Origin of the sequence: Streptosporangium sp. NPDC049078 (assembly GCF_040648855.1) — a bacterium.
Taxonomy (GTDB): domain Bacteria; phylum Actinomycetota; class Actinomycetes; order Streptosporangiales; family Streptosporangiaceae; genus Streptosporangium.
This window is the reverse complement of the sequence record NZ_JBEZEL010000031.1, coordinates 45,534-70,851: the sequence shown is the minus strand read 5'-3', so window position 1 is coordinate 70,851 and position 25,318 is coordinate 45,534. Positions and strand designations below refer to the sequence as shown.

At 69.7% G+C, this 25,318-nt stretch carries 26 protein-coding genes and 1 pseudogene; 13 read left to right on the top strand and 14 right to left on the bottom strand.

Features of this window, described 5'->3' with window-relative positions; all coding sequences use genetic code 11:
• Nucleotides 1–119: 119 nt before the first annotated feature.
• Nucleotides 120–557 (bottom strand): nuclear transport factor 2 family protein, encoded by a 438-nt coding sequence (locus AB0B90_RS37640; protein WP_350949800.1) that lies wholly within the window; start codon nt 555–557, stop codon nt 120–122.
• A 197-nt stretch (nt 558–754) separates the two neighbouring features.
• On the opposite strand from AB0B90_RS37640, the gene AB0B90_RS37635 reads away from it, so the two are divergent.
• On the top strand, nt 755–1,366 hold the full coding sequence (locus AB0B90_RS37635) for a TetR/AcrR family transcriptional regulator (protein WP_350949799.1): 612 nt from the start codon (nt 755–757) through the stop codon (nt 1,364–1,366).
• 107 nt (nt 1,367–1,473) lie between these two features.
• Here the strand turns inward: AB0B90_RS37635 and AB0B90_RS37630 are convergent, their stop codons facing one another.
• Nucleotides 1,474–1,941, bottom strand: coding sequence for an Lrp/AsnC family transcriptional regulator (locus AB0B90_RS37630; RefSeq protein WP_350949798.1), 468 nt, complete (start codon nt 1,939–1,941; stop codon nt 1,474–1,476).
• A gap of 131 nt (nt 1,942–2,072) precedes the next feature.
• Between AB0B90_RS37630 and AB0B90_RS37625 the strand changes: the two genes are divergently transcribed.
• Both AB0B90_RS37625 and AB0B90_RS37620 read left to right on the top strand, forming a co-directional pair.
• A complete protein-coding gene (locus AB0B90_RS37625) occupies nt 2,073–2,960 on the top strand; it encodes a phenylalanine 4-monooxygenase (RefSeq protein ID WP_350949797.1) in 888 nt (295 codons plus the stop codon).
• Nucleotides 2,961–3,115: 155 nt separating this feature from the next.
• On the top strand, nt 3,116–4,108 hold the full coding sequence (locus tag AB0B90_RS37620; protein ID WP_362926646.1) for a serine hydrolase: 993 nt from the start codon (nt 3,116–3,118) through the stop codon (nt 4,106–4,108).
• A 34-nt stretch (nt 4,109–4,142) separates the two neighbouring features.
• On the opposite strand, the gene AB0B90_RS37615 is transcribed toward AB0B90_RS37620, so the two are convergent.
• From AB0B90_RS37615 to hisN, 6 genes are all read right to left on the bottom strand, one after another.
• Entirely contained in the window at nt 4,143–4,862 is a 720-nt protein-coding gene (locus AB0B90_RS37615) for a response regulator transcription factor (protein ID WP_350949795.1), read from the bottom strand.
• A gap of 19 nt (nt 4,863–4,881) precedes the next feature.
• Nucleotides 4,882–5,694, bottom strand: a complete 813-nt coding sequence (gene pstB / locus AB0B90_RS37610; protein ID WP_350949803.1) for a phosphate ABC transporter ATP-binding protein PstB — start codon at nt 5,692–5,694, stop codon at nt 4,882–4,884.
• A gap of 44 nt (nt 5,695–5,738) precedes the next feature.
• Complete coding sequence (gene pstA, locus AB0B90_RS37605; RefSeq protein ID WP_350949794.1) at nt 5,739–6,629, bottom strand: phosphate ABC transporter permease PstA; 891 nt, start codon at nt 6,627–6,629, stop codon at nt 5,739–5,741.
• The gene (gene pstC, locus AB0B90_RS37600) at nt 6,629–7,570 is read right to left on the bottom strand and encodes a phosphate ABC transporter permease subunit PstC (RefSeq protein WP_350949793.1); all 942 of its coding nucleotides are present in this window, start codon (nt 7,568–7,570) and stop codon (nt 6,629–6,631) included. Before pstC ends, pstA begins: the two co-directional genes overlap by 1 nt.
• Nucleotides 7,570–8,580, bottom strand: coding sequence for a PstS family phosphate ABC transporter substrate-binding protein (locus AB0B90_RS37595; protein ID WP_362926643.1), 1,011 nt, complete (start codon nt 8,578–8,580; stop codon nt 7,570–7,572). The genes pstC and AB0B90_RS37595 overlap by 1 nt, the downstream gene beginning before the upstream one ends.
• Before the next feature lie 478 nt (nt 8,581–9,058).
• Nucleotides 9,059–9,862, bottom strand: a complete 804-nt coding sequence (gene hisN / locus AB0B90_RS37590; protein WP_350949791.1) for a histidinol-phosphatase — start codon at nt 9,860–9,862, stop codon at nt 9,059–9,061.
• A gap of 139 nt (nt 9,863–10,001) precedes the next feature.
• Between hisN and AB0B90_RS37585 the strand changes: the two genes are divergently transcribed.
• The gene (locus AB0B90_RS37585; RefSeq protein ID WP_362521333.1) at nt 10,002–10,445 is read left to right on the top strand and encodes a DUF4442 domain-containing protein; all 444 of its coding nucleotides are present in this window, start codon (nt 10,002–10,004) and stop codon (nt 10,443–10,445) included.
• Nucleotides 10,446–10,506: 61 nt separating this feature from the next.
• Here the strand turns inward: AB0B90_RS37585 and rsgA are convergent, their stop codons facing one another.
• Complete coding sequence (rsgA, locus tag AB0B90_RS37580) at nt 10,507–11,565, bottom strand: ribosome small subunit-dependent GTPase A (protein WP_362926650.1); 1,059 nt, start codon at nt 11,563–11,565, stop codon at nt 10,507–10,509.
• Between the two features lie 67 nt (nt 11,566–11,632).
• A complete protein-coding gene (gene aroA, locus AB0B90_RS37575; RefSeq protein ID WP_350949789.1) occupies nt 11,633–12,910 on the bottom strand; it encodes a 3-phosphoshikimate 1-carboxyvinyltransferase in 1,278 nt (425 codons plus the stop codon).
• A gap of 183 nt (nt 12,911–13,093) precedes the next feature.
• On the opposite strand from aroA, the gene AB0B90_RS37570 reads away from it, so the two are divergent.
• A complete protein-coding gene (locus AB0B90_RS37570) occupies nt 13,094–13,831 on the top strand; it encodes an SOS response-associated peptidase (protein ID WP_350949788.1) in 738 nt (245 codons plus the stop codon).
• A 28-nt stretch (nt 13,832–13,859) separates the two neighbouring features.
• Here the strand turns inward: AB0B90_RS37570 and AB0B90_RS37565 are convergent, their stop codons facing one another.
• Nucleotides 13,860–14,597 carry a methyltransferase domain-containing protein gene (locus AB0B90_RS37565; RefSeq protein ID WP_350949787.1) on the bottom strand — a complete coding sequence of 246 codons (738 nt, stop codon included), beginning with the start codon at nt 14,595–14,597 and terminating at the stop codon, nt 13,860–13,862.
• 287 nt (nt 14,598–14,884) lie between these two features.
• Between AB0B90_RS37565 and AB0B90_RS37560 the strand changes: the two genes are divergently transcribed.
• The 6 genes from AB0B90_RS37560 (at nt 14,885) to AB0B90_RS37535 (ending at nt 20,399) form a co-directional block, all read left to right on the top strand.
• A complete protein-coding gene (locus AB0B90_RS37560) occupies nt 14,885–15,490 on the top strand; it encodes a sigma-70 family RNA polymerase sigma factor (RefSeq protein WP_350949786.1) in 606 nt (201 codons plus the stop codon).
• Nucleotides 15,491–15,554: 64 nt separating this feature from the next.
• Nucleotides 15,555–15,821 carry a mycothiol system anti-sigma-R factor gene (rsrA, locus tag AB0B90_RS37555; protein ID WP_350949785.1) on the top strand — a complete coding sequence of 89 codons (267 nt, stop codon included), beginning with the start codon at nt 15,555–15,557 and terminating at the stop codon, nt 15,819–15,821.
• Nucleotides 15,822–15,872: 51 nt separating this feature from the next.
• Nucleotides 15,873–16,817, top strand: coding sequence for an NAD-dependent epimerase/dehydratase family protein (locus AB0B90_RS37550; protein WP_362926640.1), 945 nt, complete (start codon nt 15,873–15,875; stop codon nt 16,815–16,817).
• A 472-nt stretch (nt 16,818–17,289) separates the two neighbouring features.
• Nucleotides 17,290–18,645: an HD-GYP domain-containing protein gene (locus AB0B90_RS37545; protein WP_362926638.1), complete on the top strand. Its 1,356-nt coding sequence runs from the start codon at nt 17,290–17,292 to the stop codon at nt 18,643–18,645.
• On the top strand, nt 18,642–19,922 hold the full coding sequence (locus AB0B90_RS37540; RefSeq protein ID WP_350949782.1) for an HD domain-containing phosphohydrolase: 1,281 nt from the start codon (nt 18,642–18,644) through the stop codon (nt 19,920–19,922). Before AB0B90_RS37545 ends, AB0B90_RS37540 begins: the two co-directional genes overlap by 4 nt.
• 264 nt (nt 19,923–20,186) lie before the next feature.
• Nucleotides 20,187–20,399 carry a biotin/lipoyl-binding carrier protein gene (locus AB0B90_RS37535; protein WP_350949781.1) on the top strand — a complete coding sequence of 71 codons (213 nt, stop codon included), beginning with the start codon at nt 20,187–20,189 and terminating at the stop codon, nt 20,397–20,399.
• Here AB0B90_RS37535 and AB0B90_RS37530 read toward each other — a convergent pair.
• Nucleotides 20,389–20,787, bottom strand: coding sequence for a thioesterase (locus AB0B90_RS37530; RefSeq protein WP_350949780.1), 399 nt, complete (start codon nt 20,785–20,787; stop codon nt 20,389–20,391). The genes AB0B90_RS37535 and AB0B90_RS37530 overlap by 11 nt on opposite strands.
• Between AB0B90_RS37530 and AB0B90_RS37525 the strand changes: the two genes are divergently transcribed.
• Together AB0B90_RS37525 and AB0B90_RS37520 are read left to right on the top strand one after the other, a co-directional pair.
• Nucleotides 20,786–20,995 carry a hypothetical protein gene (locus AB0B90_RS37525; protein ID WP_362521376.1) on the top strand — a complete coding sequence of 70 codons (210 nt, stop codon included), beginning with the start codon at nt 20,786–20,788 and terminating at the stop codon, nt 20,993–20,995. The two genes, AB0B90_RS37530 and AB0B90_RS37525, sit on opposite strands and share 2 nt — an antisense overlap.
• Nucleotides 20,996–21,320: 325 nt before the next feature.
• The gene (locus AB0B90_RS37520; protein ID WP_362926636.1) at nt 21,321–23,021 is read left to right on the top strand and encodes a serine/threonine protein kinase; all 1,701 of its coding nucleotides are present in this window, start codon (nt 21,321–21,323) and stop codon (nt 23,019–23,021) included.
• Here AB0B90_RS37520 and AB0B90_RS37515 read toward each other — a convergent pair.
• Together AB0B90_RS37515 and AB0B90_RS37510 are read right to left on the bottom strand one after the other, a co-directional pair.
• Nucleotides 23,018–23,224: pseudogene (locus AB0B90_RS37515) on the bottom strand (IS481 family transposase); the annotation flags it as partial. The gene AB0B90_RS37520 and the pseudogene AB0B90_RS37515 overlap by 4 nt on opposite strands.
• A gap of 124 nt (nt 23,225–23,348) precedes the next feature.
• On the bottom strand, nt 23,349–25,001 hold the full coding sequence (locus tag AB0B90_RS37510; RefSeq protein WP_362926634.1) for an acetolactate synthase: 1,653 nt from the start codon (nt 24,999–25,001) through the stop codon (nt 23,349–23,351).
• Between the last annotated feature and the right edge of the window lie 317 nt (nt 25,002–25,318).

The following is a 25,318-nucleotide window of genomic DNA, read 5'->3' as shown; positions in this document are numbered from 1 at the left end:
CGGGGACGGTGTGGGAGAGTAGGTCACCGCCGGACAATCTTTCACGTAGGGCCCTCACCGTTGGTGGGGGCCTTTCGTGCTTTCCAGGGGTCCTTCACGGGCTTTACCAGAGGTGACCGTCAGGTTCGCTGTGGCTGCCCCATGATTTCGATCATGTTCAAGGTGTTCTGGTATTCTCTCCAGTTGACGATTTTCCCGTCCCGCACCCGGAGAACCCCGATGAAGGGGGAGGACGCCTGCCGGCCGGTGGCGAGGACCCTGCCGGCGAGCTCGTACTCGACGACGATGACCTCGGGGTCGGCGGTCTCGTGAACGACCACGTCGCGGATCTCGTCCAAGGCGAACCGGTCGGCGAAGGCGGCCTGTTCGGGGCCGGAGAAGAGCAGGAACGCCTCCTTCCCCTCGTGTCGCCTGGCCATGCCGGGTGGAGCGAAGGGGATTTCGACGACGGCGTTCTCGGCCAGTTCGTTCCCGAAGCCGCCGAGGTTCTCCAGCCAGTGTCGCCGCACGCGCTCGAAGATCTCGCGGGGACCGGGGGTGACGGTGGATTCGGTCATGGTGGATCCCTTCGTGACGGCCGTTGGACGGCCACTAAGGTGAGTGGAAACTCATCTTTATAATCATGAGTGGCGACTCACTTTGTCAACGCCGTTCTCACACGCGAAGAGGCCGCACTTCGTGGGCACGAGCAGAGTCGGGGGCGAACGGGGAGATGGGCGGGCGGCGAAGGACGAGGACAGGGAAGACTGGCTGGATGACCACCACGAATCCTTCGGCGGGCGAGACAGGCGAGTCCGGTGGTGCCAGGCCGTTGCGTGCGGACGCCCGGCGCAACCGCGAGCGCATCCTCGCCGCCGCCGAGGCCGTCTTCGCCGAGAAGGGCGTCTCCGCGTCGACCGAGGAGGTCGCCGCCCGTGCGGGGGTGGCCATCGGCACGGTCTTCAAGCACTTCCCGACGAAGCAGGCTCTGCTGCAGGCCATCATGAAAGGCCTCCTGGGCAGGTTGGACGGGGAGATGGCCGTGCTCGCCGACGATGACGATCCTGGAGAGGCGCTGTTCACCTTCGTCGCCCGCATGGTCGAGCAGGCGGCGCGGAAGAGGACGGTCGTCGGTCTCCTGGCCGAGACGGGTGTCGATCTCCAGGTCGCGAGTTCGGTGCGGATGTTGCGCGACGGGATCGAGACGCTTCTGGTCCGCTCCCAGGAGGCCGGTACGGTTCGTGACGACGTCCGTCTCGACGAGGTGATCGCCCTGCTGACCGGTATCTGTCAGGGCGCCCTCCACGCGGGCTGGGACGACGACCTGAGGCGCCGCACGCTGGCCATCGTGTTCGCCGGTCTCCGGACACCTGAGGCCCACCGATGACCCGTCTCCCGGCCCACCGAGGGTGAACAGCGGCGTCACGGACGCGAGCTCACGGCATCTACGAGATCGTGGGCGTCCTCGGCTGAAGCAAAAGAGAGCGAGCGGCCTCAGGCGCCGGAGGCGGCGCGGAGCAGGGGTTCGATCCGGTAGGGGACCTGGATGGAGAGGGCGATCGTGGTGTCCGTCCGCTGGACCGCGGGCGAGGCCAGGATGCGGGCGATGATCTCTTGGAGGTCGGGGGTGCTGCGGGCGACCACCCGGCAGAGCAGGTCGGCCTGGCCGCTCGTGCCGTACACCTCCAGGATCTCGGGCAGTGAGTCCAGGGCCTGGACGGCCTCGTCCAGGCGCCCCTGGGCGATCTGCAGTGAGACGAACGCGAGGATCGGGTATCCGGCACCCTCGGGGGTGACGGTGGGGCCGAAGTCGGCGATGACACCGCGGGCGATCAGCTTCTCGACGCGGGCCTGCACGGTGCCCCGGGCCACGCCGAGCAGGCGGGCCAGCTCGGTCAGGCCGATGCGCGGGTTGGCGCGCATGGTGACCAGGAGGCGGCCGTCCAGCTCGTCGATCGACATCTCCTCGCGTCCTTGTCAGATTGGGCGATTCGACCAGCATAGACGAGGTGTCACGGTACGTTTCTGTGCGGATCGCCCAGTACAACTGGCTGCTCTTGCCAACGTTTCCGGATATTGCTGTCATTTCATTTATGTTCGAGGAAGCGCAGTACTTCGCACCGGTGGCGACCCGTGACGACGGCTCGATCGAGGTCGAGCTCGGCACCGGTCATCCCGGTTTCGCCGACCCGGTCTACCGTGCGCGCCGCAACGCGATCGCCGCGCTCGCCATGGAGTACGTGCCGGGTACGCCCATCCCGACAGCCGAGTACACCGACCAGGAGCACGAGGTGTGGGCCCTGGTCAGCCGGGAGCTGGGCCTGAAACACCACAAGTACGCGACCGCCGAGTATTTGCGCGCGGCCGATCGGCTCGGGTTGCCCGCCGAGCGCATCCCGCAGCTCCAGGAGGTGAGCGATCTGCTGGAACCGCTGACCGGGTTCCGCTACGTCCCGGCTGCCGGGCTGGTGCCGCTCAGGGATTTCTACGGTGTCCTGGCGGACGGGCTCTTCCACTCCACGCAGTACATCCGGCACCACTCCACGCCGCTGTACACGCCGGAGCCCGACGTGATCCACGAGGTGATCGGGCACGCCAACGCGCTGGCCTCCGACCGCTACTCGCGGCTATACCGCCTGGCGGGAGCGGCGGCCCGGCGGGTCGAGGGCAAGGAGGCGCTGGAGTTCATCTCGAAGATCTTCTGGTTCACGATGGAGTTCGGCGTGATGACGGACCAGGGCGAGCTGCGGGCGTACGGCGCGGGCATCCTGTCCTCGTACGGGGAGATCGAGGAGTTCCGGGGAATGGACATCCGTCCGCTGGACATCGCCGCCATGGGCACCACGCACTACGACATCACGAAATATCAAGACGTACTCTTCCGGGCGGAGTCGCTGGAGCACCTGGAGGACGTCGTCGGGGACTTCTGGGCGACCTGCGATGACGAGGTCATCACCCGGCTAATCGCGGACGTTCGCTAAGAGCGGGCATCGGTCTGGCGGGATGTTCTATAGCGCACGCCCTGTTTCAGACTAGATTTCGCTTGATCGTCTTATTGCTATGTGTAGTGGGACATATCCCGATCGTCATGTAATGGGGGAGACGGTTGGGGTGGAGGATGAGAGCAAGGAAACGGGTGGCCGCCGCTGCCGTCCTGCTGGTCACCGCGCAGGCCGCCGCCTGCAGCACGTGTCAGGGCCTGACACCGGTGAGCATGCCGTTGCCCTCCCCCGCGCGGCAGGCCGCTCCTGTCGCGCCGTCGCCGAGCCCTCCTCCCGCCGCGCCGTTCCTGGCCGCTGTCCCGGCACCCGTCTTCCCCGGCGCCGGGGCACCTCACGACTCGGGAGGGGTACGCGCCGCCCGCTCGCCGAAGATCCTTCCCAAGGAACTCGGCCGGAGCCTCGACGTGTTCCTCGCCGGGTACGGCGGCAGAACCGCCGCCGCGGTGAGCGACCTGGGCACCGGCCGGCGCTACCACTACCATCAGGCCCTGCAGCTGCCGTCGGCCAACACCTCCAAGGTGGGCATCCTGACCGCACTGTTGCTCGGGACGCGCTGGCATCGGCTCGGTGAGCGGGCCAGGTCCGACGCGAGAAACATGATCCGCTTCAGCGACAACGAGGCGGCCGACCGGCTGTACGAACGGATCGGGCTGGAGTCCGGCCTTGCCGGCGCGAACCGCAGGCTCGGTCTCAAACGCACCTACACCCCCCGCGGGGGGTGTGCGACCCAGTACTGCTGGGGCGTCGCGCAGACCACCGCGGAGGACCAGATCCGGCTGGTCAGGGCTCTGGCCACCGGTAAGAGTCCGCTGGCCCCCGCGGAACGCCGCAGGGCGCTCGGACTGATGAAGAGGGTGACACCCGAGCAGAAGTGGGGGATCAGCGCGGGGGCGTGCGAGGGCGACCAGGTGTCCCTGAAGAACGGCTGGCTGCGGCACGCGGCGAACGGGCGCTGGGCGGTCGCGAGCGCCGGGCTGATCCGCGGGCACGGGCACGACTACGCGGTGGCCGTACTCACCGATGACAGCCCGAGCATGGAGACGGGCATCGCGAGGGTCGAGGGCGTGGCCGAGCGCCTCATGGCCGCCTTCCGAGGCGGGCCCGGTTGCGAGGCGGCCGCGAACTGAGCCGGGCGCCTTCGCGGCCCGCGGGAGGCAGGCGTTACGCCGTTCTGTCGACCAGCCGGTACCCCACTCCTCGCACGGTCTGGATCAGCCGGTCGTCGGTGTCGCCCAGTCGGGCGCGGAGGCGCTTGACGTGCACCGCGATGGTGTTGGTCGAGGTCGTGTCGGTGGAGTGCCAGACGTGCCGCATGATCTGCTCCCGCGTCACCGTGCGGTGCGCGTTGCGCATCAGGTAGTGCAGCAACTCGAACTCGCGCAGCGGCAAATGGACGATCCTGCCGTCGACCTTGACCTGGTAGGCGTTGACGTCAAGTTCCACCCTGCCGACCACGAGTGCCCTGCGGGTCCCCGACTCGCCGTTGAAGGCGGAATGGATCAGGGGAAGCAGTTCGGGCACCCGGTAGGGCCGGGCCACGCACGCGGTGGCTCCGGCCGCCAGCGCCTGGACGGCCTGCTGGGCGTGACCGTCGCCCACGCCCAGCAGGACGGGGATCGCCCGCGTCAGCCGTACCGCGCGGACGAACTCCACCGCCCCTATGACCGGCAGCGAGGCGCTGACGAGAACGACGTCGGGGCGCAGCGCTCCGGCCTGCAACAGGGCCTGGGCGCCGTCGGTGACGCCCATGACCTGCAGACCTTCGCGTTCCAGGGCCGTGGCCAGGTCGTGGACCATGGCCGCCTCCGGGTCGGCCACCAGCAGCATGGGCGCCGTCCGTGTGTCCCCGTCCACCTCTGGTGCCGTCTGCGGCTGGATCACCAGGATCCTCCAATGTGGGTTAGCCGAAGCGGCCGGTGATGTAATCCTCGGTCCGCTTGTCGCTGGGATTGGTGAAGATGCGGCTCGTCTCGTCGAACTCCACCAGACGGCCGTGCCGCACTCCGGCCTCGTCCACCTCGGCGGTGAAGAAGGCCGTGCGGTCCGAGACGCGGGCGGCCTGCTGCATGTTGTGGGTGACGATGACGATCGTGTAGTCGCGCGTCAGTTCCTGCATCAGGTCTTCGATCTTGGTGGTCGCGATCGGGTCCAGGGCCGAGCAGGGCTCGTCCATCAGGATGACGTCGGGCTTCACCGCGATCGCCCGCGCGATGCACAGGCGCTGCTGCTGTCCGCCGGACAGGGAGAGCGCGTTCTGCTTGATCTTGTCCTTGACCTCGTCCCAGAGCGCGGCCTTGGTGAGCGCCTCTTCGACGATCTCGTCCATGTTTCCCTTGGTGCCGTTGACCCGGGGACCGTAGGCGATGTTGTCGTAGATCGACTTGGGGAAGGGGTTGGGCTTCTGGAAGACCATGCCGATCCGGCGGCGGACCTCGATCGGGTCCACGTGGTCGCCGTACAGGTTCTCGTCGTGGTACCGGATCTCGCCGACCGCGCGGGCGCCGGGGATCAGGTCGTTCATCCGGTTGAAGCAGCGGAGCACGGTGCTCTTGCCGCAGCCGGAGGGGCCGATCATGGCCGTGATCTCGCGGTTGCCGATGGTCAGGTTGACCCCGCGCACCGCCTCGTAGTCGCCGTAGAAGACGCTGAGGTCGGAGACGGTGAAGACCGGGTCGAGGGCTTCGATGGTGCGGGGGACTTCGGGTCCGCGCACGTTCACGTTCGGCACGGAAATTCCAATCTCGGACATCTCTTACCTCACCAGCGCTTCTGATAGCGGTTACGGAGCCAGATGGCGACGGAGTTCATCAGGAGCAGGATCGCCAGCAGGATCACGATCGCCGCCGCGGCGAGAATGGCGAACTCCTCCTGGGGGCGGCTGATGAAGCTGTAGATCTGCAGCGGCAGGACGGTGAAGCTGCTCCAGACGCCCTCGGGGTTGAACCGGACGAGCGTCGCGGCACCGAGCATCAGGAACGGGGCGGCCTCGCCGATCGCGCGGGAGAGTGCCAGGATCGAGCCCGTCGCGATGCCGGGGATGGATGCCGGGAGCACCTGCCGATAGATGGTCTGCCACTGGGTCGCGCCCAGTGCGAGCGAGCCCTCGCGGATCGACGGCGGCACCGCGCGGATCGCCTCGCGGGCGGAGATGATCACGATGGGCAGTACGAGGAGCGAGATCGTGACCGCGCCGGTCATGACGGTGAAGCCGAACTGCATCCAGCGGGCGATGATGCCCAGTCCGAGGATGCCGTAGACGATCGAGGGAACGGCCGCCAGGTTGGAGATGTTCAGCTCGATCAGCTTGTTGTACCACTTGGTCCTGTCGGCGTACTCCTCGAGGTAGATCGCCGCGAGGATGCCGGTGGGCAGGGCCATGAGCGCGGTGAGCGCGATGATCCACAGGGTCCCGAAGATGCCTGACTGGACGCCGGACGTCTCCGGGCGGCGGATCGAGGGCTGGTTCTCCCACAGCATCGAGTTGAGCCGCGGCCAGCCCTCCTCGACGACGTAGACCAGCAGCATGACCAGGAACAGGAGGGCGATCGCGAGGCTGGCCAGCAGCGCGATGCGGAAGAGGTGTTCCTTGAGGGGGCGCCCCTTGCTCGCCAGCTGTACGGCCGAGCGGGGTGTGGAGAGGATGGCCATCAGTCGTAGACCTCGCGATACTTCTGGACCATGCGGGCGCTGAGGTAGTTCATCGCGAAGGTGATCACGAAGAGCAGGGAACCCACCGCGAAGATGGTCTTGTAGGCGATCGAGCCGACCGAGGCGTCACCGGAGCCGGCCTGGGCGATGAAGGCCGCCATCGTGGACATCTCATCGCCCGGGTAGAGCGTGAAGACGGATTTGAAACCACCGGCGATCGCGACGATCATCGTCTCGCCCGCGGCCCTGGAGATCGCCAGGATGACGGCGGCGACGATGCCGGAGAACGCGGCGGGCACGACGACGCGCACCGAGGTGAGCATCTTGGAGGCGCCGAGGGCGTAGGAGCCCTCGCGCAGGCCGTTCGGCACCGCGGCCATCGCGTCCTCCGACAGCGACGCGACGATCGGGATGATCATCACGCCGACGAGGAGGCCGGCGGCGAGCGCGTTCTTGCCGTCCAGTCCCAGGAAGGGGAAGAGGTCTCTCAGCAGCGGGGTGACGAAGGTGAGGGCGAAGAAGCCGAAGACCACCGTCGGGACGCCCGCGAGGACCTCGAGCACCGGCTTGAAGATCTTGCGGGTCCGGTGGGAGGCGTACTCCGACAGGTAGATCGCGGAGGCCAGTCCGAGCGGGACGGCGACCACGACGGCGATCAGGGTGATCTCCACGGTGGCGACGATGAGCGGCCACACGCCGAACGCCGGCGGGTTGAACAGCGGACCCCAGTCGGTGGAGCCGAAGAACTCCCCGAAGCTCACCGCGGCGAAGAACTCGACGGTCGGTTCGAGGAGCGCGATGACGATGCCGATCGTGGTCGCCACCGACACCATCGCCGCGGCCAGGAGAATGACCTTGATGACGGACTCGCCGTAACGCGGGCGCGACCGCGCCAGGGACGCCGGGGTCCCTGGAACGGTCGTGCGGTGCTGAGCCGACATCAGCCGGCGCTCTTCAGCGTGGTGATGTCAGCCTTGAGCTTGGCCTCCTGCTCGGCGTTGAGCGGGATGAACTTCGCGTCCGTGGCGATCGCGTGGATGTTGGCCGCGTAGAAGTCGAGGAAGGCCGCGACCTCGGGCCGCTTCACCGCGGTGGCGGAGGGGTAGACGAACAGCGGGCGGGAGAGCGGGGTGTACTTGCCACCCTGGGCCGACTCGACGCTCGGGGCCACGCAGCCCTCGCCGGAGTCGACCTCCAGGGCCTTCAGCTTGTCCATGTTCTCCTCGAAGTAGGTGAAGCCGAAGTAGCCCAGCCCACCCTTGGCGCCCGCGACACCGGTGACGATGTCGTTGTCGTTCTCGCTCGGGCTGTAGTCCTTGCGGCTCGCGCCCTCCTCACCGTTGATCTCGTCGGTGAAGTAGTCGAAGGTGCCGGAGTCGGTGCCGGGGCCGTAGAGCTTGAGCGGCTCGGCCGGGAACTTGGCGTCGACGTCCTTCCAGGTCTTGACCTTGCCCTCGGCGGCCGGCTCCCATATCTTCTTGAGCTGGTCGGTGGTGAGGCAGGTGGCCCAGTCGTTGTCCTTGGAAACCACGACGGTCAGCGCGTCGACGGCCACCGTGAGCTCGGTGAAGGTGATGCCCTTCGCCTCGCAGGCCGTCTTCTCCTCGTCCTTGATCGCGCGGGAGGCGTTGGAGATGTCCGTCTCGCCGGCGCAGAACTTCTCGAAGCCGCCACCGGTGCCCGAGGTGCCGACCGGCACCTTCACCTGCGGCTGCTCCTCGCCGAAGAGCTCGGAGGCCGCCTGGGTGAGGGGGGCCACGGTGCTGGAGCCATCGATCTTGACCTCGCCGCTCAGGGCCGCACCGGCGCCGGGCTCGGCCGAGGAGGCGCTGCTGGCGGCGGTGGTGCTGCCGTCACTGTTGGGCTTGGCGTCGCCACCACACGCGGCCGCGAGCGATACGACGAGCGCGGCCGTCGCCACCGCGCTGAGGCGGCGCTGTCCACTGGTCACGGTATGTTCCTTCTCCGTAGTGAGATCCGTTCTCGATGACTTCGATAAAAGTGGGGCAAAGTGAACGGAGATGAAACGAGCCATGACCGGGGCCGGAAGAGGTAGGCCCACGGATGTGAATACCGATGCGTCGACGGGAGTTCGATCTCGGTTTCCGCTCCGGTAGGCCCGGTGGGCGGGGCGTCGGGGACTCCCAGGTCCGGGCGTGACCCGGCGAGGAGGCCGCGTCGCGGGAACGTTCCCGGCTCGGGCCGCGATCTCCCGGACTTGCCGATCTGTTCACCTTCCCGACATCCGGCGGAAGGTAACGCGGCCGGACCCGTGGCGCGGCGCCCGAACGGGACCGCGGGTGGGCGCCCCCGATCGGGGAGGTGGCGGCCCTGCGAGCGGGCGGGTGCCCCCTGTGCGCCTCGCCGGAGGGCGATCGGCGGGGAGGGGGACGAACCCCTGGAAGGGTGGGCGGGGGACGAACCGCTAGCTAGGCGGGGAGGGTGAGCGGTCCGCCGCCGAGGCGCTTGAGGACCTCGCCGTGCAGGGAGCCGTTGCTGCACAGCAGGCTGCCACCGTCGACGTCGGGAACGCCGGACAGGTCGGTCCAGATGCCGCCCGCCTCCTCGACGATCACGGTCAGCGCCGCGATGTCCCAGCGGGAGAGCTCAGGCTCCGCCGACACGTCGACCGCGCCCTCGGCGACCAGCATGTGCGACCAGAAGTCGCCGTAGGCGCGGCTACGCCAGACGGAGCGGTTCAGGTCGAGGAACGCGTCGAGCTTCCCGGCCTCCTCCCAGCCGCCGAGGCTGGAGTAGGAGAACGAGGCGTCCTCCAGCTGGGCGACGGAGGAGACCTGGCACTTGGAAGCCTTGGTGAGGCTCTTGCCGGTCCAGGCGCCGCTGTCGCGGGCCGCCCACCAGCGGCGGCCGAGCGCGGGGGCGGAGACGAGGCCCACGACGACGCGGCCCTGGTCCATCAGGGCGATGAGCGTGGCCCAGACGGGCACTCCGCGCACGTAGTTCTTGGTGCCGTCGATCGGGTCGATGATCCAGGAGCGCTCTCCGTGGCCGCTCGCGCCGAACTCCTCGCCGATGACGGCGTCACGCGGCCGGGCACGGCCGAGGGCGGCGCGGATCGCCTCCTCCGCCGCCTTGTCGGCGTCGCTCACCGGTGTGAGGTCGGGTTTGGTCTCCACGCGCAGATCCATGGACTTGAAGCGGCGCATGGTCAGATCGTCGGCCGCGTCGGCCATGACGTGCGCGAGGCGAAGATCGTCGTTGTAACCCGTCACGGGCGTCAACGCTATCGTGTCGGCGGCCGAATGGCGGAGATCGGGGAGCAAGCGGAACAATCGTGTCGCGTCCTACCAGGCCGGGATACCGCGTGAAACATCCGTTGGCATCGGTGTTACTCGCGAGTAGCATTCCGGTATGACCTTTGATGTGGGTGACTTCATGCTGCAGAGCGTCCCGTTCGCCAGGACGCTGGGCATCTCGTTCGACAAGGTGGAACCGGGCTTCGCCGTCGCCCGCATGGCGGACCGGGCGGAGCTGCACAACCACGTGGGAGGCCCGCACGCCGGAGCCCTGTTCAGCGTCGCGGAGACGGCCTCCGGCGCCGCGATGCTCTCCACCTTCGGCGACCAGTTGTCACGGGCCACCCCGCTGGCCAAGAGCGCGGCGATCCGCTACCTCAAGCTCGCGAAGGGCGAGGTCGTCGCGGAGGCCCGCCTGCGGGCGTCCCGCGAGGAGGTCGTGGCCACACTGGACGCGGGGGAACGCCCCGAGTTCGACGTCGCCGTCGAGATCAGGACCGCCGACGGCACCCTCGTGTCCGAGATGACCGTCGCCTGGGCCTTCCGGCTGAACCACTGACGCGTTGACGTCGCGGCGCACGCTCGTCGCCTCGCCCTCCGGGGCGGTCACCGGCGCGCCCTCAGGACTGGTCGTCGTCGGAGGCGCCCTCGCGGCTGGCGAGCAGGCGGCGCAGGGAGGCGAGCCGGACCGGGTCGGCGTGCCCGGCCGCCACCCAGGCGTCCAGGGCGCACTCGTCGGAGAGGTGGTTGCACCCCTTCGGGCACTGGACGGTGCCCTCGACCAGGTCGGGGAAGCCCGCCAGGACCGTCTCCACCGAGACGTGGGCGAGCCCGAAGCTGCGTACCCCGGGGGTGTCGATGATCCAGCCGCCCTCCGGCAGCTCCAGGGCGACGGCCGAGGTGGAGGTGTGACGGCCCCGGCCGGTCACCGCGTTCACGTGTGAGACGGCCCGGTTGGCGTCCGGGACCAGGGCGTTGACCAGCGTCGACTTGCCCACCCCCGAATGGCCGACGAGCACGCTGATCCGGCCCTCCAGGCGCTCTCGCACCTCTTCCAGGCCGCCGCCCTTCTGGACCACCACGTACGGGACCCCGAGGGGGTCGTACAGCGAGACGAGCTCGTCGGGTGTGGCGAGGTCGGACTTGGTGAGGCAGAGCAGCGGATCGATGTCGGCGTCGAAGGCCGCGACCAGCATCCGGTCGATCATGCGGGGCCTGGGCGGCGGGTCGGCCAGGGCCGTCACGATGACGAGCTGGTCGGCGTTGGCGACCACCGGGCGCTCGATGCCGTCGGTGTCGTCGGTGTCGTCCGCCGAACGGCGCAGCATGGAGGCGCGGGGCTCCACCCGCACGACGCGGGCGAGCGTGTCGGCCATGCCGGAGACGTCGCCCACCAGGGCCACCCGGTCGCCGACCACGATGCCCTTGCGGCCGAGCTCGCGCGCCTTCATCGCGACCACGACCCTGCCGCTCATCGCGGCACCCTCGGCCTGGTCCTTCTTGCGGCGGCGGCCCTTCTCGCCCGCCGACTCGACCAGGCACGTGTAGCGCCCGCGGTCGACGGCGACCACGAACGCCGCGACCGCGTCCTCGTGGGCAGGGCGGATCCGGGTCCGGGGCCGGGATCCCTTTCCCGGCCTGACCCTGACGTCGTCCTCGTCGTACTCGCGCTTTCTCAGTGTCTCCGCCTTCTCCGGCCCGGCGCGTCCCCGAGGGGGACCGCGGGGCCTACCGGCCGCTCACCCCTCACCGCGCGCCGCGCAGCATGTCCGCCCACATGGCGGCGAACTCGGGAAGGGTTTTACCCGTGGTGGCGATGTCCTCCACCTCGACGCCCGGCACGGCCAGCCCGATCACCGCTCCGGCGGTCGCCATCCGGTGGTCGGCGTAGGAGTGGAACACCCCGCCGGTGAGCGGGCGGGGCCTGATCTCCAGGCCGTCCTCGGTCTCGTTCGCGTCACCGCCGAGGCCGTTGATCTCGGTGACGAGGGCGGCGAGCCGGTCGGTCTCGTGCCCGCGGATGTGGGCGACGCCGCCGATCCTGCTGGGCGAGCTCGCCAGGGCGGCGAGCGCGGCGATCGTCGGGGTGAGCTCGGACACGTCGCGCAGGTCGGCCTCGATGCCGACGATCCGCCCGGTGCCGGTGACCGACAGCCCTTCGGGGGTGTGCTCCACCGAGGCGCCCATGTCCGCCAGGAGCGTACGGAGCTGGTCGCCCGGCTGCGTCGTCCGGGCGGGCCAGCCGGGAATGGTGACCGTGCCACCGGTCACCATGGCGGCGCACAGGAAGGGCGCCGCGTTGGACAGGTCGGGCTCCACGGTGAAGTCCCGCGCCCCGATGGGGCCGGACTCGACCCGCCAGACGTCGGGCTCGGAGTCGTCCACCACGACGCCGAACTCCCTGAGCATCTGGACGGTCATCCGGATGTGCGGCTGCGAGGGGATCGGCGGGCCCTCGTGGCGCACCGTCACCCCCTTCTCGAAGCGCGCCCCCGCGAGCAGCAGGCCGGAGAGGAACTGCGACGAGCCCGAGGCGTCGAGCCTCACCTCGCCGCCCGCCAGCGGCCCTCGCACCGTGAAGGGCAGCGCGTCGCCCGTCACCTCGGCGCCGAGGGCACGCAGCGCGCGCAGGATCGGGCCCATCGGGCGCTTGCGGGCGTGCGGGTCGCCGTCGAAGAAGACCTCGCCTTCGGCGAGCGCCGCCATCGGCGGCACGAAGCGCATGACCGTGCCGGCCAGCCCCACGTCGATACGGGCACCGCCGGTGACGGGGCCGGGCGTGATCGCCCAGTCGACGCTGGAGGCGCTCTCGTTGGAGGGGACCATCGTCGCGCCCAGCGTCCGCAGCGCGTTCGCCATCAGGTCGGCGTCGCGGCTGCGCAGCGCCAGGCGTACCGTTCCCGGTCCGTCGGCCAGCGCGGCGAGCAGGAGCGCACGGTTGGTCACGGACTTCGAGCCGGGCAGGGGGACGGTCGCGCGGACGGGTTCGGTCGCGGTCGGCGCGGGCCACAGCGGAGCGGACATGGGCAAAAGCCTACCGGTGCCCGCCTCGCGCCGCCCGTGCGTGCCGCGGGGACGGAGAGGACAGATGGGACGGCGGGGACGGAGAGGCGGCCGGGCTCGGACGGGAGGCACGCCGGAGGGCGGCAAGATCGGAAAACGGGGTCGGGAACGTCCCGGCGTGTCGCGGCGTGGCAAAGTGGAGGTATGTGCGGGAGATACGCGTCTGCGCGGGGCAAGCAGGAGTTGCTGGAGGAGTTCCAGGTCGAGCTCGACGGAGCGGCCGACGAGGAACTCGGGCCCGACTACAACGTCGCGCCCACGAAACCGGTGTACGCGGTGATGAGCCGGGTGCCGAAGTCGGCGCCGGGCGACCGGCCGATCCGGCAGCTCCGCGTGGTCCGCTGGGGACTGGTCCCCGCCTGGGCGAAGGACCCGTCCATCGGATCCAAGATGATCAACGCGCGGGTGGAGACGGTGGCCGAGAAGCCCGCCTACCGCAAGGCGTTCGCCGAGCGTAGGTGCCTCATCCCCGCGGACGGCTACTACGAGTGGGCCGTGCTGGACGAGAAGGACGCCAAGGGGAAGCCGAAGAAGCAGCCCTACTTCGTCCGCCCCGCCGACGGCGGCGTGATGGCGATGGCGGGACTGTACGAGTTCTGGCGGGACCGGGGCCGCGCCGACGACGACCCGCTCTCGTGGCTGGTGACCTGCACCATCATCACGACCGACGCCGTGGACGAGGCGGGCAGGGTCCACGACCGCATGCCGATGCTGATCGAGCGCGACCGCTGGGGCGAGTGGCTCGACCCGGGGACGCCCGACGCGAAGGGGTTCCTGATCCCGGCCGGCTCCACGGGCCTGGAGATCCACCCGGTCTCCACCGCCGTGAACTCGGTGCGGAACAACAGCCCCGAGCTCGTCGAGCCCTTGAAGGAGGGATAGACGGATCCCCTGACCGGATCCGACCGGCCTAGGGGCGCCGGGCGCTGGCCACCAGGTGGATGCCCACCGTGTCGTCGTCGTCCGGATGGGTGTCCAGCTCGGTGTTGACCAGCCAGGTGAGCGCGCGGGAGTCGGAGGCGAGCACGTGGTCGACCGTCGAGGGGGACAGCACCGTGCGGGGCCGTATCCACTCGACCTCCAGCCCGGCGTCGGTGAGCAGCTCGCGGAGCTGGGCGCTGCTGAAGCAGCGGGTGATGCTGCCGTCGGGCCAGGGCACGAGCATGACCTCGCCGGTCTGGCGCAGATGGGCCCAGTAGTTCTGCTCGGCGAGGATCGCCATCCCCAGCACCAGGGAGTCGACGCAGACCAGGGCACGGCCGCCGGGGCGCAGGACCCGGGCGACGTCGTCGATCGCGGACTCGGCCATGAGCTCCACCGACATCGCGCGCTCCTCGGCGAGCACGGCGTCCACGCTGCTGTCGGGCAGGAAGCGCAGGTCGTCGGCGCGCACCTGGCTCACCCTGGAGATGTCGTGCGGCGGCTGGCCGTCCGTGGGCCTGCGGAAGTCGACCACCTCGACCACCCGGTGTCCCGACTTCGCCGCCTGGACACCCCAGCGGCCGTCCCCGCAGGACATGTCGAGGACGGTGGACGGTTTTTCCGGCAGCCATCGGCTCAGTTGCTCGGCCACGACCGCGTGGTAAAAGGTCCAGTACGGCCCGAGCGCACCTGAGCCGTTCAGCTCTTCGGCCGGGATGGGCAGCACAAGCAGCTCCTGGCGTCGGGAGGATCCGGTGGTCTTTCAACTACCTGCCGGTACGTATCTTCTTTTCCCCGTACCGGGTCGTTCGTCACCTTCTATCTTGCGGGAACAGATGACAGTGCGGGTGTGTTGCAAGCGGACAACGCACGATCCTTTCGGAGGTTGGCAAGCAGATGCTCGCCTTGATCGAACCAGTCACCCGCCCCGGTGATCGGCCTATCCCCGTCGAGCGGGTATTCTCCGCTCAGTACGGTGTCCCGCGTCAGCAGGACTCCGGCGATCTTAAGGGGGTGGGTCAGGTCCCTGCGACAGACGAGGAGACTCTGGAGCAGCGGAGCACACGGTTCGAGCGGGATGTCATGCCCTATCTCGACCAGCTTTACTCCGCCGCGCTTCGGATGACCCGGAACCCCGCGGACGCCGAGGACCTTCTTCAGGAGACCTTCGCGAAGGCCTTCGCGTCTTTTCACCAGTTCCAGCAAGGCACGAACCTCAAGGCGTGGCTTTACCGGATCTTGACGAACACTTTCATCAACAATTACCGCAAGAAGCAGCGGGAGCCCAAGCAGTCGGGCGCCGAGGAGATCGAGGACTGGCAGCTCGCCAGGGCCGAGTCGCACACCTCGGCGGGGCTGAAGTCGGCGGAGATCGAGGCGCTCGAGCATCTCCCCGACACCGACGTGAAGCAGGCGCTGGCCGCGCTTCCCGAGGAGTTCCGCATCGCGGTCTACCTCGCCGACGTCGAGGGCTTCCCGTACAAGGAGATCGCCGACATCATGGGGACCCCCATCGGGACCGTGATGTCGCGGCTGCACCGTGGCCGCCGCCAGTTGCGGACCCAACTTGAGGACTACGCCCGCGAGCGTGGCCTGGTTCCCGCGGAGGGTGCGAAGTGAGTGCGCGAGACAGGAACGACGAACCCGTCGGCACGGGCCTCTCGGCCAGGGGCGGGGTGATCGCGTGAGCTGCGGCGACCACCACGACACCGACTGCCGCGAGGTCCTGGACAAGGTCTACACCTACCTCGACGGTGAACTCGACGAGAGCAACTGCGCCGAGATCCGCGTGCATCTGGACGAGTGTCACCCCTGCCTGGAGGAGTACGGCCTGGAGCAGGTCGTCAAGCAGCTCGTCGCCAAACACTGCGGCTGCGACCAGGTCTCGGCCGACCTGAGGGCGAAGGTGCTCAGCCGTATCGACCAGGTGCGCTCCGAGCTGGCTCGCTGACCTCCTAGGATCTGTCGTACGGCCTTGGGCGTACGACGATGGGGGTTCACCATGCGCATACTCGTGACCGGCGGGGCGGGATTCATCGGATCCACCCTCGTCGACCGGCTGCTGGCCGACGGGCACGAGGTGGCGGCCGTGGACGACCTGTCGGGCGGCGATCGCGGCAACCTGGTCGGCGCCGCGAGGAACCCCCTGTTCGCCCTGCACGTGATGGACATCCGTGACCCGGCCCTGATCGGCCTCGCCGCCGAGTGGAGGCCCGAGGTCGTCTGCCACCTCGCCGCGCAGATCAGCGTGCGCAAGAGCGTCGCCGACCCGGTCCATGACGCGCGGCTCAACGTCGAGGGCACCGCGTCGGTCCTGACGGCCGCCCACCGCGGAGGCACCCGCAAGGTCGTCTTCGCCTCCTCGGTCGCGGTCTACGGCAGGCCGGCGGTCATCCCGGTCCCCGGCGGCGCGGCGACCGACCCGCGTTCCCCGTACGCGGCCTCCAAGCTGAGCGCGGAGACCTACCTGGCCACGTTCAAGGCGCTCCACGGCATCGACTACACCACCCTGGTGCTCTCCAACGTCTACGGCCCGCGCCAGTCGCCCGACGGCGAGGCGGGGGTGGTCGCCATCTTCACCGACGCGCTGCTCAACGGCACCCCCACGGTGGTGTACGGCGACGGCACCCAGACCCGCGACTACATCTTCGTCGACGACGTGGTGGACGGCTTCGCCCGCGCCTGCGGCACCGAGGGCGGCGGTGGCCGGTTCAACCTGGGCACCGGCGTCCAGACCACCGACCGGAGGCTGCACTCCCTGATCGCGGAGGCGGCGGGTGTCGCCGACGAGCCGGGCGAGGCCCCGGCGCGCCTGGGTGACCTCCCCGCGATGGCCGTCGACCCGGCCCCCGCGTTGGAAGGGCTCGGCTGGCGTCCCCAGACGGAGCTGGCCGTGGGGCTGAAGAGCACCGTCGACTGGGCGAGGAGCAGGCTCGCGAGCCTGTGACGCGAAAGGCCTCCGGGAGGCCTCCGACGTGAGCGCCGATCACAGATCCGTCCGCGTGGCAGGTGGCGATCACTCCGGCGCGATCCGACGCGAAGGATCCCGCGTGCCCGTCCGCCTGTCAGGTGCCGATCACAGATTCGTCCGCGCGGCAGGGGCCGATCACAGGCCCGTCCGCGCGGCGAGTGGCGATCACTCCGGCGTGAGCCGAGACGAAGGATCCCGCGCGCCCGCTCGGGTGGCCGGCGCGATCATTGGCGCGGCTCCGAAACCCGATACTCCGGATATTCATGGCTCACAGTGATTGCTTGATTACGCTTTGCTTGCGATTGGCCGTCTCGCCCTCCTGAGCAGGTTCGCTTCGATAGCCTGGGTGCGAAATCAACGTGGAGGCAGCGCATGTTGAAGGAAACGGTCACCTCAGTCTTTCCTGGGATTTCCTGGACCTGAGCACGCGCCCTTTAGGAACCCTAAGGTGGCCGCTTTGCGTGGACTGCCGTGGTTTGCCAAGGTCTATCTGATCCTTGTCATCGGAGCCGCGTTCGCGCTGCTCGGATACAACATGGTCTCGGGCGGCGGGCTGGATCTGCTCGACTGGTCCAACCTCATGGTCCTGGCCCTGCTGTTCCTGGTGTGCGAGTCGGTGCCCACCCTGCTGCACGTCCGGCAGGCCGCGGTGTCGGTCAGCTTCTCCGCCGTGCTCGCCGCGGTGGTGCTGCTCGGCCCGGAGGGGGCGGCGCTGGTCGGTATGACGGCGATGTTCAGCGTGCGGCCCGGCCTGCCACTGGTGAAGCGGCTGTTCAACAGCGCCCAGTTCGCCATCTGCGGCTACGTCGCCGGCCGGGTCTACGTGTGGCTCGGTGGCAGGCCAGGGGTGCCGACCGTCGCCGGGTTCGACGACATCATCGTGCCGTTCGCGGGCGCGGCGGCCGTCTTCGTGCCCCTCAACTTCGTGCTGATCGCGCTCGTGCTGAAGCTCACCGGTCAGGCCGACCAGGTGCCGCTGCGGGGCGTGGCCCAGTTCATGGTCTCCTACTTCGGCTACGCCACCTTCGGCCTGCTGATCGCCGGATTGTGGGCCACGGTCAACTCGATCTCCGCGGTGCTCGTGCTGCTCCCGCTCTTCGTGGCCCGCTGGGCCTTCGGCCAGTATCTCGCGCAGCAGCGCTCCTACGACGCGACGATCGCCGCGCTCTGCCAGGCCGTGGAGACCAAGGACTACTACACGCGTGGCCACTGCACCCGCGTCTCCAAGGCCGCGGGCATGATCGCCGAGGAGATCGGCATGGGATCGGAGCGGTTGCGCGCGATCCGTTACGCGGGGATGCTCCACGACGTGGGCAAGCTGGGCGTGCCGACCAAGGTGCTGCAGAAGGACGGCCCGCTCAGCGAGGAGGAGTTCGCGGCCATCCAGCTCCATCCGATGCGCGGGCTGGAGATCGTGCGCGGCATCGACTTCCTGGACGAGGCGTTCGCCGGGATCATGCACCACCACGAGCGGCAGGACGGCAAGGGTTACCCGATGGGGCTGGCGGGCGACGAGATCCCGGAGTTCGCCAGGATCATCGCGGTGGCCGACGCCTTCGACTCGATGACCTCCGACCGCTCCTATCGCAACGCCCGCTCGCGCGAGGTGGCGATGACCGAGCTGCGCAAGGGCGCAGGCACCCAGTTCGACCCGGTGATGGTGGTGGCGTTCGTCAAGGCCGTCGACCGGCACGGCTGGGAGCCGCCGCGCACGGTCGTCACGCCCCCGGCCGACGTGACGGAGACGACCGCGAAGGACCACGACGACCCGACCATGCCCATCCAGGTGGTGTCCGAACGTTGAACGGCTCCGGCACCGGCCGTGTTCTCCGGACGCTCGACTCGGGACAGCTCCTGCTGATCTGCGCGGCGGGACTCGTGGCGGTGGCCGGGGTGGCCCACACGGCCGCGACCGGCCTGCTCGACCCTCAGATCGCCGTCGCCTTCGGTGCGCTGATCGCGATCGGCGAGCTGGTCAGGCTCACCATGCCTGGCAACAGGGAGGTGGCCCCGATCGGCGCGGCGGCCGCGCTCGGTTACACGCTCCTGCTGGACATGGGGGGTGTCCCCACCCGGCATTCGGCGTTGCAGGTCGTCGCGGTGCTGTCGGTCGGCATGGTGGCGGGGGCGCTGCCGCACCTCGCGGTGGGTCGCCCGCCCCAGCTGGACGGGATGGCGCGCAGGCTCTTCACCGGTGCCCTGCTGGCGCTGGCCTACCGGCCGCTGGCGGGGCCGCTGTCCGACCTCGCGGGGGGAGGGGAGAGCGGCTGGTGGCCCGCGCTCGGCGTGATGGCCCTGCTCATCCTGATCATGGTGATGGTCGACGTGCTGCTCGCCGCCGTGCTGCGGGCCGAGCAGGTGCGTGCCGCCCTCAAGGTGGCCGTCCGCGACGAGTTGCGGATGGCCGCGCCGCTGGGAGCGGCCGTGGCCGCCTCCGGCATCCTGCTCGCGCTCGCCTCGCACAGCATGGGCATGACCTCGCTGCTGGTCTTCGCGGCGCCGCTGCTCGTCACCCAGGTCGCCTTCCGTAAGTACGCCGGGATCAGGGCCACCTACCTGCAGACGGTACGGGCGCTGTCCCGGGTCACCGAGGTCGGCGGGTACGTCGAGCCGGGGCACTCCCGCCGGGTGAGCCGCCTGGCGGTGGCGGTGGGGCGGGAGCTGGGCATGGCGGAGCCCGAGCTGCTGGAGCTCGAGTACGCCGCGCTCATGCACGACATCGGCCAGTTGTCGCTGCGCGATCCCATTCCCGGCGGTGCGACGGTCCTCACCGACCCCGAGCAGGCGCGGCGCATCGCCGAACTGGGGGCGGAGGTGATCAGGCAGACCGGGGTGCTCGACCGGGTGGCCGAGATCGTCCGCCGCCAGTGCGACACCTGCGCGGAGGCGCCTCCGATGGCGAGCCGCATCATCAAGGCGGCCAACGCCTACGACGACCTCGTCGGCGGTTCCAGCGACCGCGACCGGGCGGGCGCCGCCCTCGAACGGCTCCGGCTGGGGGTGGGTCAGGAGTACGACCCGACGGTCGTCGAGGCGATGGCCCGGGTGATCGACAGGCTGGCCCCGATCCACCGGCTCTAGACCTCTCGCCGGATCGGCCCGCCGTTCGCCACGGAGACCGACGAGGCGCTCGCGCGGGGCCACGCCGACGCGGGCGCCCGCGAGACCGTGCCGGGTTTCCGTGAACCCGCCGAGCCGCCGGAACGGCACTGGAGCGGCGCTGGAACGGCAGGAGTGACAGGAGTTCGGCGGCGGAAACTACGACTCGGGACTGGTGCCCTCCTAGGCGGGCGTGATCAGCTTTTTCTGACACAGTTGAGAGACGTTGAACGATGGGAGTTTCCGGTGGTCGAGATCCGCGCTGAGATGGTGGCGAGTGTCTGGAAGGTCCTGGTGTCCGAGGGTGACCCCGTCGAGGACGGCGACACCCTGGTCATCCTTGAGTCGATGAAGATGGAGATCCCGGTCCTCACGGAGGACGCCGGCGTGATCTCCCAGCTGAAGGTCGCCGAGGGCGACGTCATCCAGGAGGGCGACCTGATCGCCGTTATCGAGTAGTCCCACCGTCGCGGGCGAGCCGGGCGAGGAAGCGCTCACGGTCGACGACCACGCGCTCGATCGTTCCCGAGGCGACGACGGATGTCCGGTCGCGGGCGGTGAAGCCGAAGACCAGGCGGCGCCCGTCGACCTCGGTGAGCTCGACGGCGATCTCGACATGCGTGCCGACCGGGCTGGCCTCCAGGTGCTCCAGAAAGACGCGGGTGCCGACGGAGGTCTGGCCCGGAGTCAGGGCACCCGCGACCGCCTGGACGGTGGCCCGCTCGGCGAGGGCGAGCAGGCGGGGGGTGGCGAGCACGGGAACGTCACCGCTGCCGACCTTCGTCGCGGTGTCCTCTGTTTCCACCATGATGAGCAGCCGTGCCTGCAGACCGGGAGCGAGCGTCATGCGCGTCAGCATAGGGTCTGGTCTCGTGACCTCGTACTGCGACCACTGCGGGCGCCCGGAGGGTGAGGCAGACCACGCCGCGTGTCTGTCGGCCCGCGCGATGGAGCCACCCCGCTACTGTTCTCGCTGCCGCCGCCGGATGGTGGTGCAGGTGACCCCCGGCGGCTGGTCCGCGCGCTGCGCCGAACACGGCACCACGAGCGGCTGACGCCGCCCGCTTTCACCCCGACTCACACGTTCTTTGCCGAGCCTTGTAGGATTTTGCGGAGTTCGTCCCGGATGTCTTGGGGTGACGCCGTGGCGCCCGCGTTGATTGTTTCCTCTGTGATTTTCGGGCGGCTTTGGGCGCAAGAGCCTGCAAGGTGGATAAGTACGCCTAAAAGTGCTGGGTTTTGTGCGATGCTACGGCACGCATCTCGTTTGTGAGCCATGCGGCATGCAGGGTTTCGTTACAGCGCCGTGATGGTGCCGCGACGCGGATCCGCTTTGTTGGAGAGCTCTGAGGTAGGAGTGAAGAGGGTTACGGGGGAGCCATGGTGGCCCAGGGCACGACGCTGGCGGGGCGGTATCGCCTAAGCACCCGCATTGGGGCCGGCGGTATGGGCGAGGTGTGGAAGGGCGAGGACATCGTCCTGGCTCGCACCGTCGCCGTGAAGGTGCTGCTCCCAGGCCGTACCGACGACCCGGGCTTCCTGGTTCGCTTCCAGGGCGAGGCCAGGGCGATGGCGACGATCAACCACCCCGGGGTCGTCGACGTGTACGACTACGGGGTTCACGAGGTGCCCGGCGCGGGGGCGACGGCATACCTGGTGATGAAGTTCGTCGACGGCGAGCCGCTCGACCGCCTGCTCGGGCGGCTGCGGCGCATCGCCCCCGGGGCCGCGATGGACCTCATCGCCCAGGCCGCCTCGGCGCTGCAGGCGGTCCACGACCAGGGCATCGTCCACCGGGACATCAAGCCGGGCAACCTGCTGGTGCGGTCGGACGGCACCCTCGTGCTCACCGACTTCGGCATCGCCAGATCCGACTCCGCCAGCCGGCTGACGGACGCGGGCATGGTGCTCGGCACCGCCGCCTACTGCGCGCCCGAGCAGGCCGAGGGCGCGCCCGTGACACCGGCCGTCGACATCTACGCGCTGGGCGTGGTGGCGTACGAGTGCCTGGCCGGGCAGCGCCCGTTCGACGGCGACACGCCCGTCACGATCGCGCTCAAGCACATCCGCGAGACGCCGCCGCCGCTGCCGCCGGACGTTCCGCCCGCGGTGAGGGCACTTGTGGAGCGCTCCCTCGCCAAGGATCCGGCTCGGCGCTTCCCCAGCGCCGCGGCGATGAGCGCCGCCGCCAGGCAGGCCGCCTTCGGCACGGAGGGCGGCGACACGCTGTCGGCGTCCGCGCGGCAGGCGGGGCCGCCGGAGACCGGCTGGCAGACGCAGGCCCCCCAGGGCGGTCCGCAGGAACAGACCGGCTGGCAGGGGCAGGGATCGGCCGTTCCGCAGACGGGCTGGCAGGGAGCCCAGAACCCGGCGGGAAACTGGCAGGGCGCCCAGCCTCCGACCGGTGGTTGGCAGGGAGGCGCGCAGCCCTCCACCTCGCCGACGGTGGGATCCGAGGCGGTCGCGCAGGGCCGCGGGCGCCGCGGCGCGCAGAAGCCGCGGCGCAGGAGTGTGCTGGTCGCGTCGTCGGCGGTCGCGGCCGTGATGTGCGCGGGTCTCGTCGCGGTGGCGATCAACGGGATGGCGGCCTCCAAGGAGACAGCGAGTTCCGTGGAGCCGCCGGTGGCCACACCCACCGTCGACGAGACGAAGCCGCCGACGGTGAGGCACACCCGCAGGACGCTCACGCCCACCCCGACGGTGACGCGGCCGACCAGACGCACCACCACCCCGAAGCCCGCCGAGGAGGACGAGCCGCCGACGCCCACCCCGACGGTAACGAAGCCGCCGAAACCGACTCCCACCCCCACACCGACCCCGACTCCGACGCCGCTGCCGAAGAAGAGGGTCCCCGGCACCGTCGGCATGAAGCCGGAGGCGGCGGAGGCGGCGCTCAAGCAGGCGGGCTTCAAGGTGAAGCGCACCTACAGCGCCGACGTCAAACCCGAGCACTGCACCGAGGTGGTCGAGTCCCTTCCGGCCGCGGACACGATGTGGGACCCGTCCAAGCCGGTGGAGATCATCATCGCCCCCGTGCACTGTCCGCCGACGCCCACCCCGACGGCGACGGGCAAGCCCTAGCCGTATCGACCCGCGGGGTTGTCGACGTGGGTGATCGGTGGCCGGTCTCCGAGTGCGGTGTGGCATCGATGGTGGTTGCCGGTGTGCGGAAACTCCTTCAGAGCCGCTGTGCGCTCGTCGTTGCCGGCGTAGGGCCGTGCAGGTAAGGCCCGTTCGTCCAGCGAAGCGTTATTGCCGTTGGTCTGCGGACGGCAGGGGCGTGTGTCGGAGCACTCCTCCGAAGCGCGACGACGACGGGCGAGCCTCGATTTCGGGTGGTGTGCCGACAGGCTCGCGCACCGGAGAAGACCTCTTCGGTCCTGCGTGCGCGAGCCCGGTGGCGCTCCTTCAGATGCCCGTGGTCTGCCGGGGGTAGGCCACCGAGGGGTCGGTGGCGATGTTGACCATGTAGGGGATACCGGAGTCGAACGCGCGGCGCAGGGCCGGGCCGATCTCCGACGGGTCGGTGACGAGCTCGCCACCGCCGCCGAGGGCGGTCACCACCTGGTCGTAGCGGCACTGCGGCTGCAACTCGGCGGCCACGTCGTAGCCGTAGAGCATCTGCATGGGGTGCTTCTCCAGGCCCCACATGCCGTTGTTGCCGCAGATCATCACGACGGGCAGGCGGTGGCGCACGAGCGTGTCGACGTCCATCAGCGAGAAGCCGGCCGCGCCGTCGCCGAGCAGCAGCACCACCTGCGAGGAGGGACGGGCGATCCTGGCGGCGATGGCGTAGCCCAGGCCCGTGCCCAGGCAGCCGTACGGGCCCGGGTCGAGCCAGTTGCCCGGCTGCCGGGGCTCGACGTACTTGCCCGCGTACGAGACGAAGTCGCCGCCGTCGCCGATCACCACGGCGTCGTCGGCGAGGACCTTGCCCAGCTCCCCGTAGATGCGCATCGGGTGGATCGGGTCGGACGCGGACTCCAGCAGGTCGACGTCGGCGGCGATGGCGGCCGAGGCGGCCTCGGACAGCCGCGCGACCCAGGGCGCGTAGGTCTTGGGAGAGACGCCCGCGTTGGCGCAGGCCGCGCCGAGGCTCCAGAAGAGCAGCGAGAGGTCGCCGGCGGCGACGGCGGCGGGATCCATGTGCGTGGTCAGCTGGGACGGCGCGTCGGCCAGGTGCACGACCTTGGCGAGCGGGGCGCCGTCCTTGCCGCCGAACCAGCCGTAGCCGAGGCGGAAGTCGATCGGGGCACCCGCCACGATCACCAGGTCGGCCTGCGAGAACGCCATCCCCCTCGCCCGGGTGACCAGCAGCTCGTGACCGGCGGGCAGGATGCCGCGGCCCTGGCCGTTGGGGACGACCGGCAGGCGGTACTCCTCGACGAAGCTCCTCGCGACCTCCTCGGCGCGGTCCATCCACACGTCGGAGCCGAGCACCAGCACCGGGTGCCGGGCCTCGGCGATCAGCTGGGCGATCGAGGCGAGCGCGTCGGGGTCGGGCTCCAGCGGGGACGGGGTCAGCGTCTCGGGGGCCTCCTCGAGCGGGGGCGCGGCCGAGAAGAGGTGATCCATGTGGAAGTCGAGGAAGACGGGGCCGCGGTGCGGGGCGAGGGCCGTACGGAAGGCCATCTCCACGTCCTGGGCGATGGAGTCGGCGCCGGAGCCGGTGAAGGCCAGCTTGGTGATGGGGGCGAACAGCGGCGGGTGGTCGATCTCCTGCAACGCGCCCGACCCCCAGCGCGACTGTGGGGCACGGCCTCCCATGACCACGACGGGGGAGCCGTTGAAGTGCGCGGTGGCCACCCCGCTGACGCCGTTGGTGATGCCGGGGCCCGCGGTGAGCACGGCCAGCCCGGGTTTGCGCGTCAGCCGTGCGGTCGCCTCCGCGGCGAAGACGGCACTCTGCTCGTGGCGGACATCCAGGATGGGCATGCCCTCGTGGACCGCACCGTCGTAAAGCGGGAAGATATGCCCGCCGGACAGGGTGAACATGGTCTCGATGCCGTATGCCTTGGAGACGGCGACCGCTATGTCACCTGCGTGCTTGGGAGACTCCATATCGCGCAACCTACCAGTCAGTCACTTAGCCGGACAGGGATTGTTCTCCCTGCCCCGATCCCATCGCCTAATGCGGCCGGCACATATCGCGTCTGTCGGGAATCGAACCGCCCAACGCCTGGTGGCGGGCGCCTTACGGGCCGTACGGGATCGACGGGGGTTCGGTACCGGCCGGAGCGCGGACTCACCGGGGTGGGACGGAGATCGACGGGGAGTCCGGTACGGGCGGAGGGCGCACCCGCCGGGATGGGTGAGACCCGGCGGGGTGGGGTGAGACCCGGCGGGAGTCCCGCGCGGGCCGGGTGAGATCCGGCTCG

What these genes read in the sequence shown, in the direction of transcription:
- AB0B90_RS37640 (WP_350949800.1), bottom strand. Translation starts at nt 557, where the DNA reads ATGACCGAATCCACCGTCACCCCCGGTCCCCGCGAGATCTTCGAGCGC.
- AB0B90_RS37635 (WP_350949799.1), top strand. Translation starts at nt 755, where the DNA reads ATGACCACCACGAATCCTTCGGCGGGCGAGACAGGCGAGTCCGGTGGT.
- AB0B90_RS37630 (WP_350949798.1), bottom strand. Translation starts at nt 1,941, where the DNA reads ATGTCGATCGACGAGCTGGACGGCCGCCTCCTGGTCACCATGCGCGCC.
- AB0B90_RS37625 (WP_350949797.1), top strand. Translation starts at nt 2,073, where the DNA reads ATGTTCGAGGAAGCGCAGTACTTCGCACCGGTGGCGACCCGTGACGAC.
- pstA (WP_350949794.1), bottom strand. Translation starts at nt 6,629, where the DNA reads ATGGCCATCCTCTCCACACCCCGCTCGGCCGTACAGCTGGCGAGCAAG.
- pstC (WP_350949793.1), bottom strand. Translation starts at nt 7,570, where the DNA reads ATGTCGGCTCAGCACCGCACGACCGTTCCAGGGACCCCGGCGTCCCTG.
- AB0B90_RS37585 (WP_362521333.1), top strand. Translation starts at nt 10,002, where the DNA reads ATGACCTTTGATGTGGGTGACTTCATGCTGCAGAGCGTCCCGTTCGCC.
- aroA (WP_350949789.1), bottom strand. Translation starts at nt 12,910, where the DNA reads ATGTCCGCTCCGCTGTGGCCCGCGCCGACCGCGACCGAACCCGTCCGC.
- AB0B90_RS37570 (WP_350949788.1), top strand. Translation starts at nt 13,094, where the DNA reads ATGTGCGGGAGATACGCGTCTGCGCGGGGCAAGCAGGAGTTGCTGGAG.
- AB0B90_RS37550 (WP_362926640.1), top strand. Translation starts at nt 15,873, where the DNA reads ATGCGCATACTCGTGACCGGCGGGGCGGGATTCATCGGATCCACCCTC.
- AB0B90_RS37525 (WP_362521376.1), top strand. Translation starts at nt 20,786, where the DNA reads ATGCGCGTCAGCATAGGGTCTGGTCTCGTGACCTCGTACTGCGACCAC.
- AB0B90_RS37530 (WP_350949780.1), bottom strand. Translation starts at nt 20,787, where the DNA reads ATGACGCTCGCTCCCGGTCTGCAGGCACGGCTGCTCATCATGGTGGAA.
- AB0B90_RS37520 (WP_362926636.1), top strand. Translation starts at nt 21,321, where the DNA reads ATGGTGGCCCAGGGCACGACGCTGGCGGGGCGGTATCGCCTAAGCACC.
- AB0B90_RS37510 (WP_362926634.1), bottom strand. Translation starts at nt 25,001, where the DNA reads ATGGAGTCTCCCAAGCACGCAGGTGACATAGCGGTCGCCGTCTCCAAG.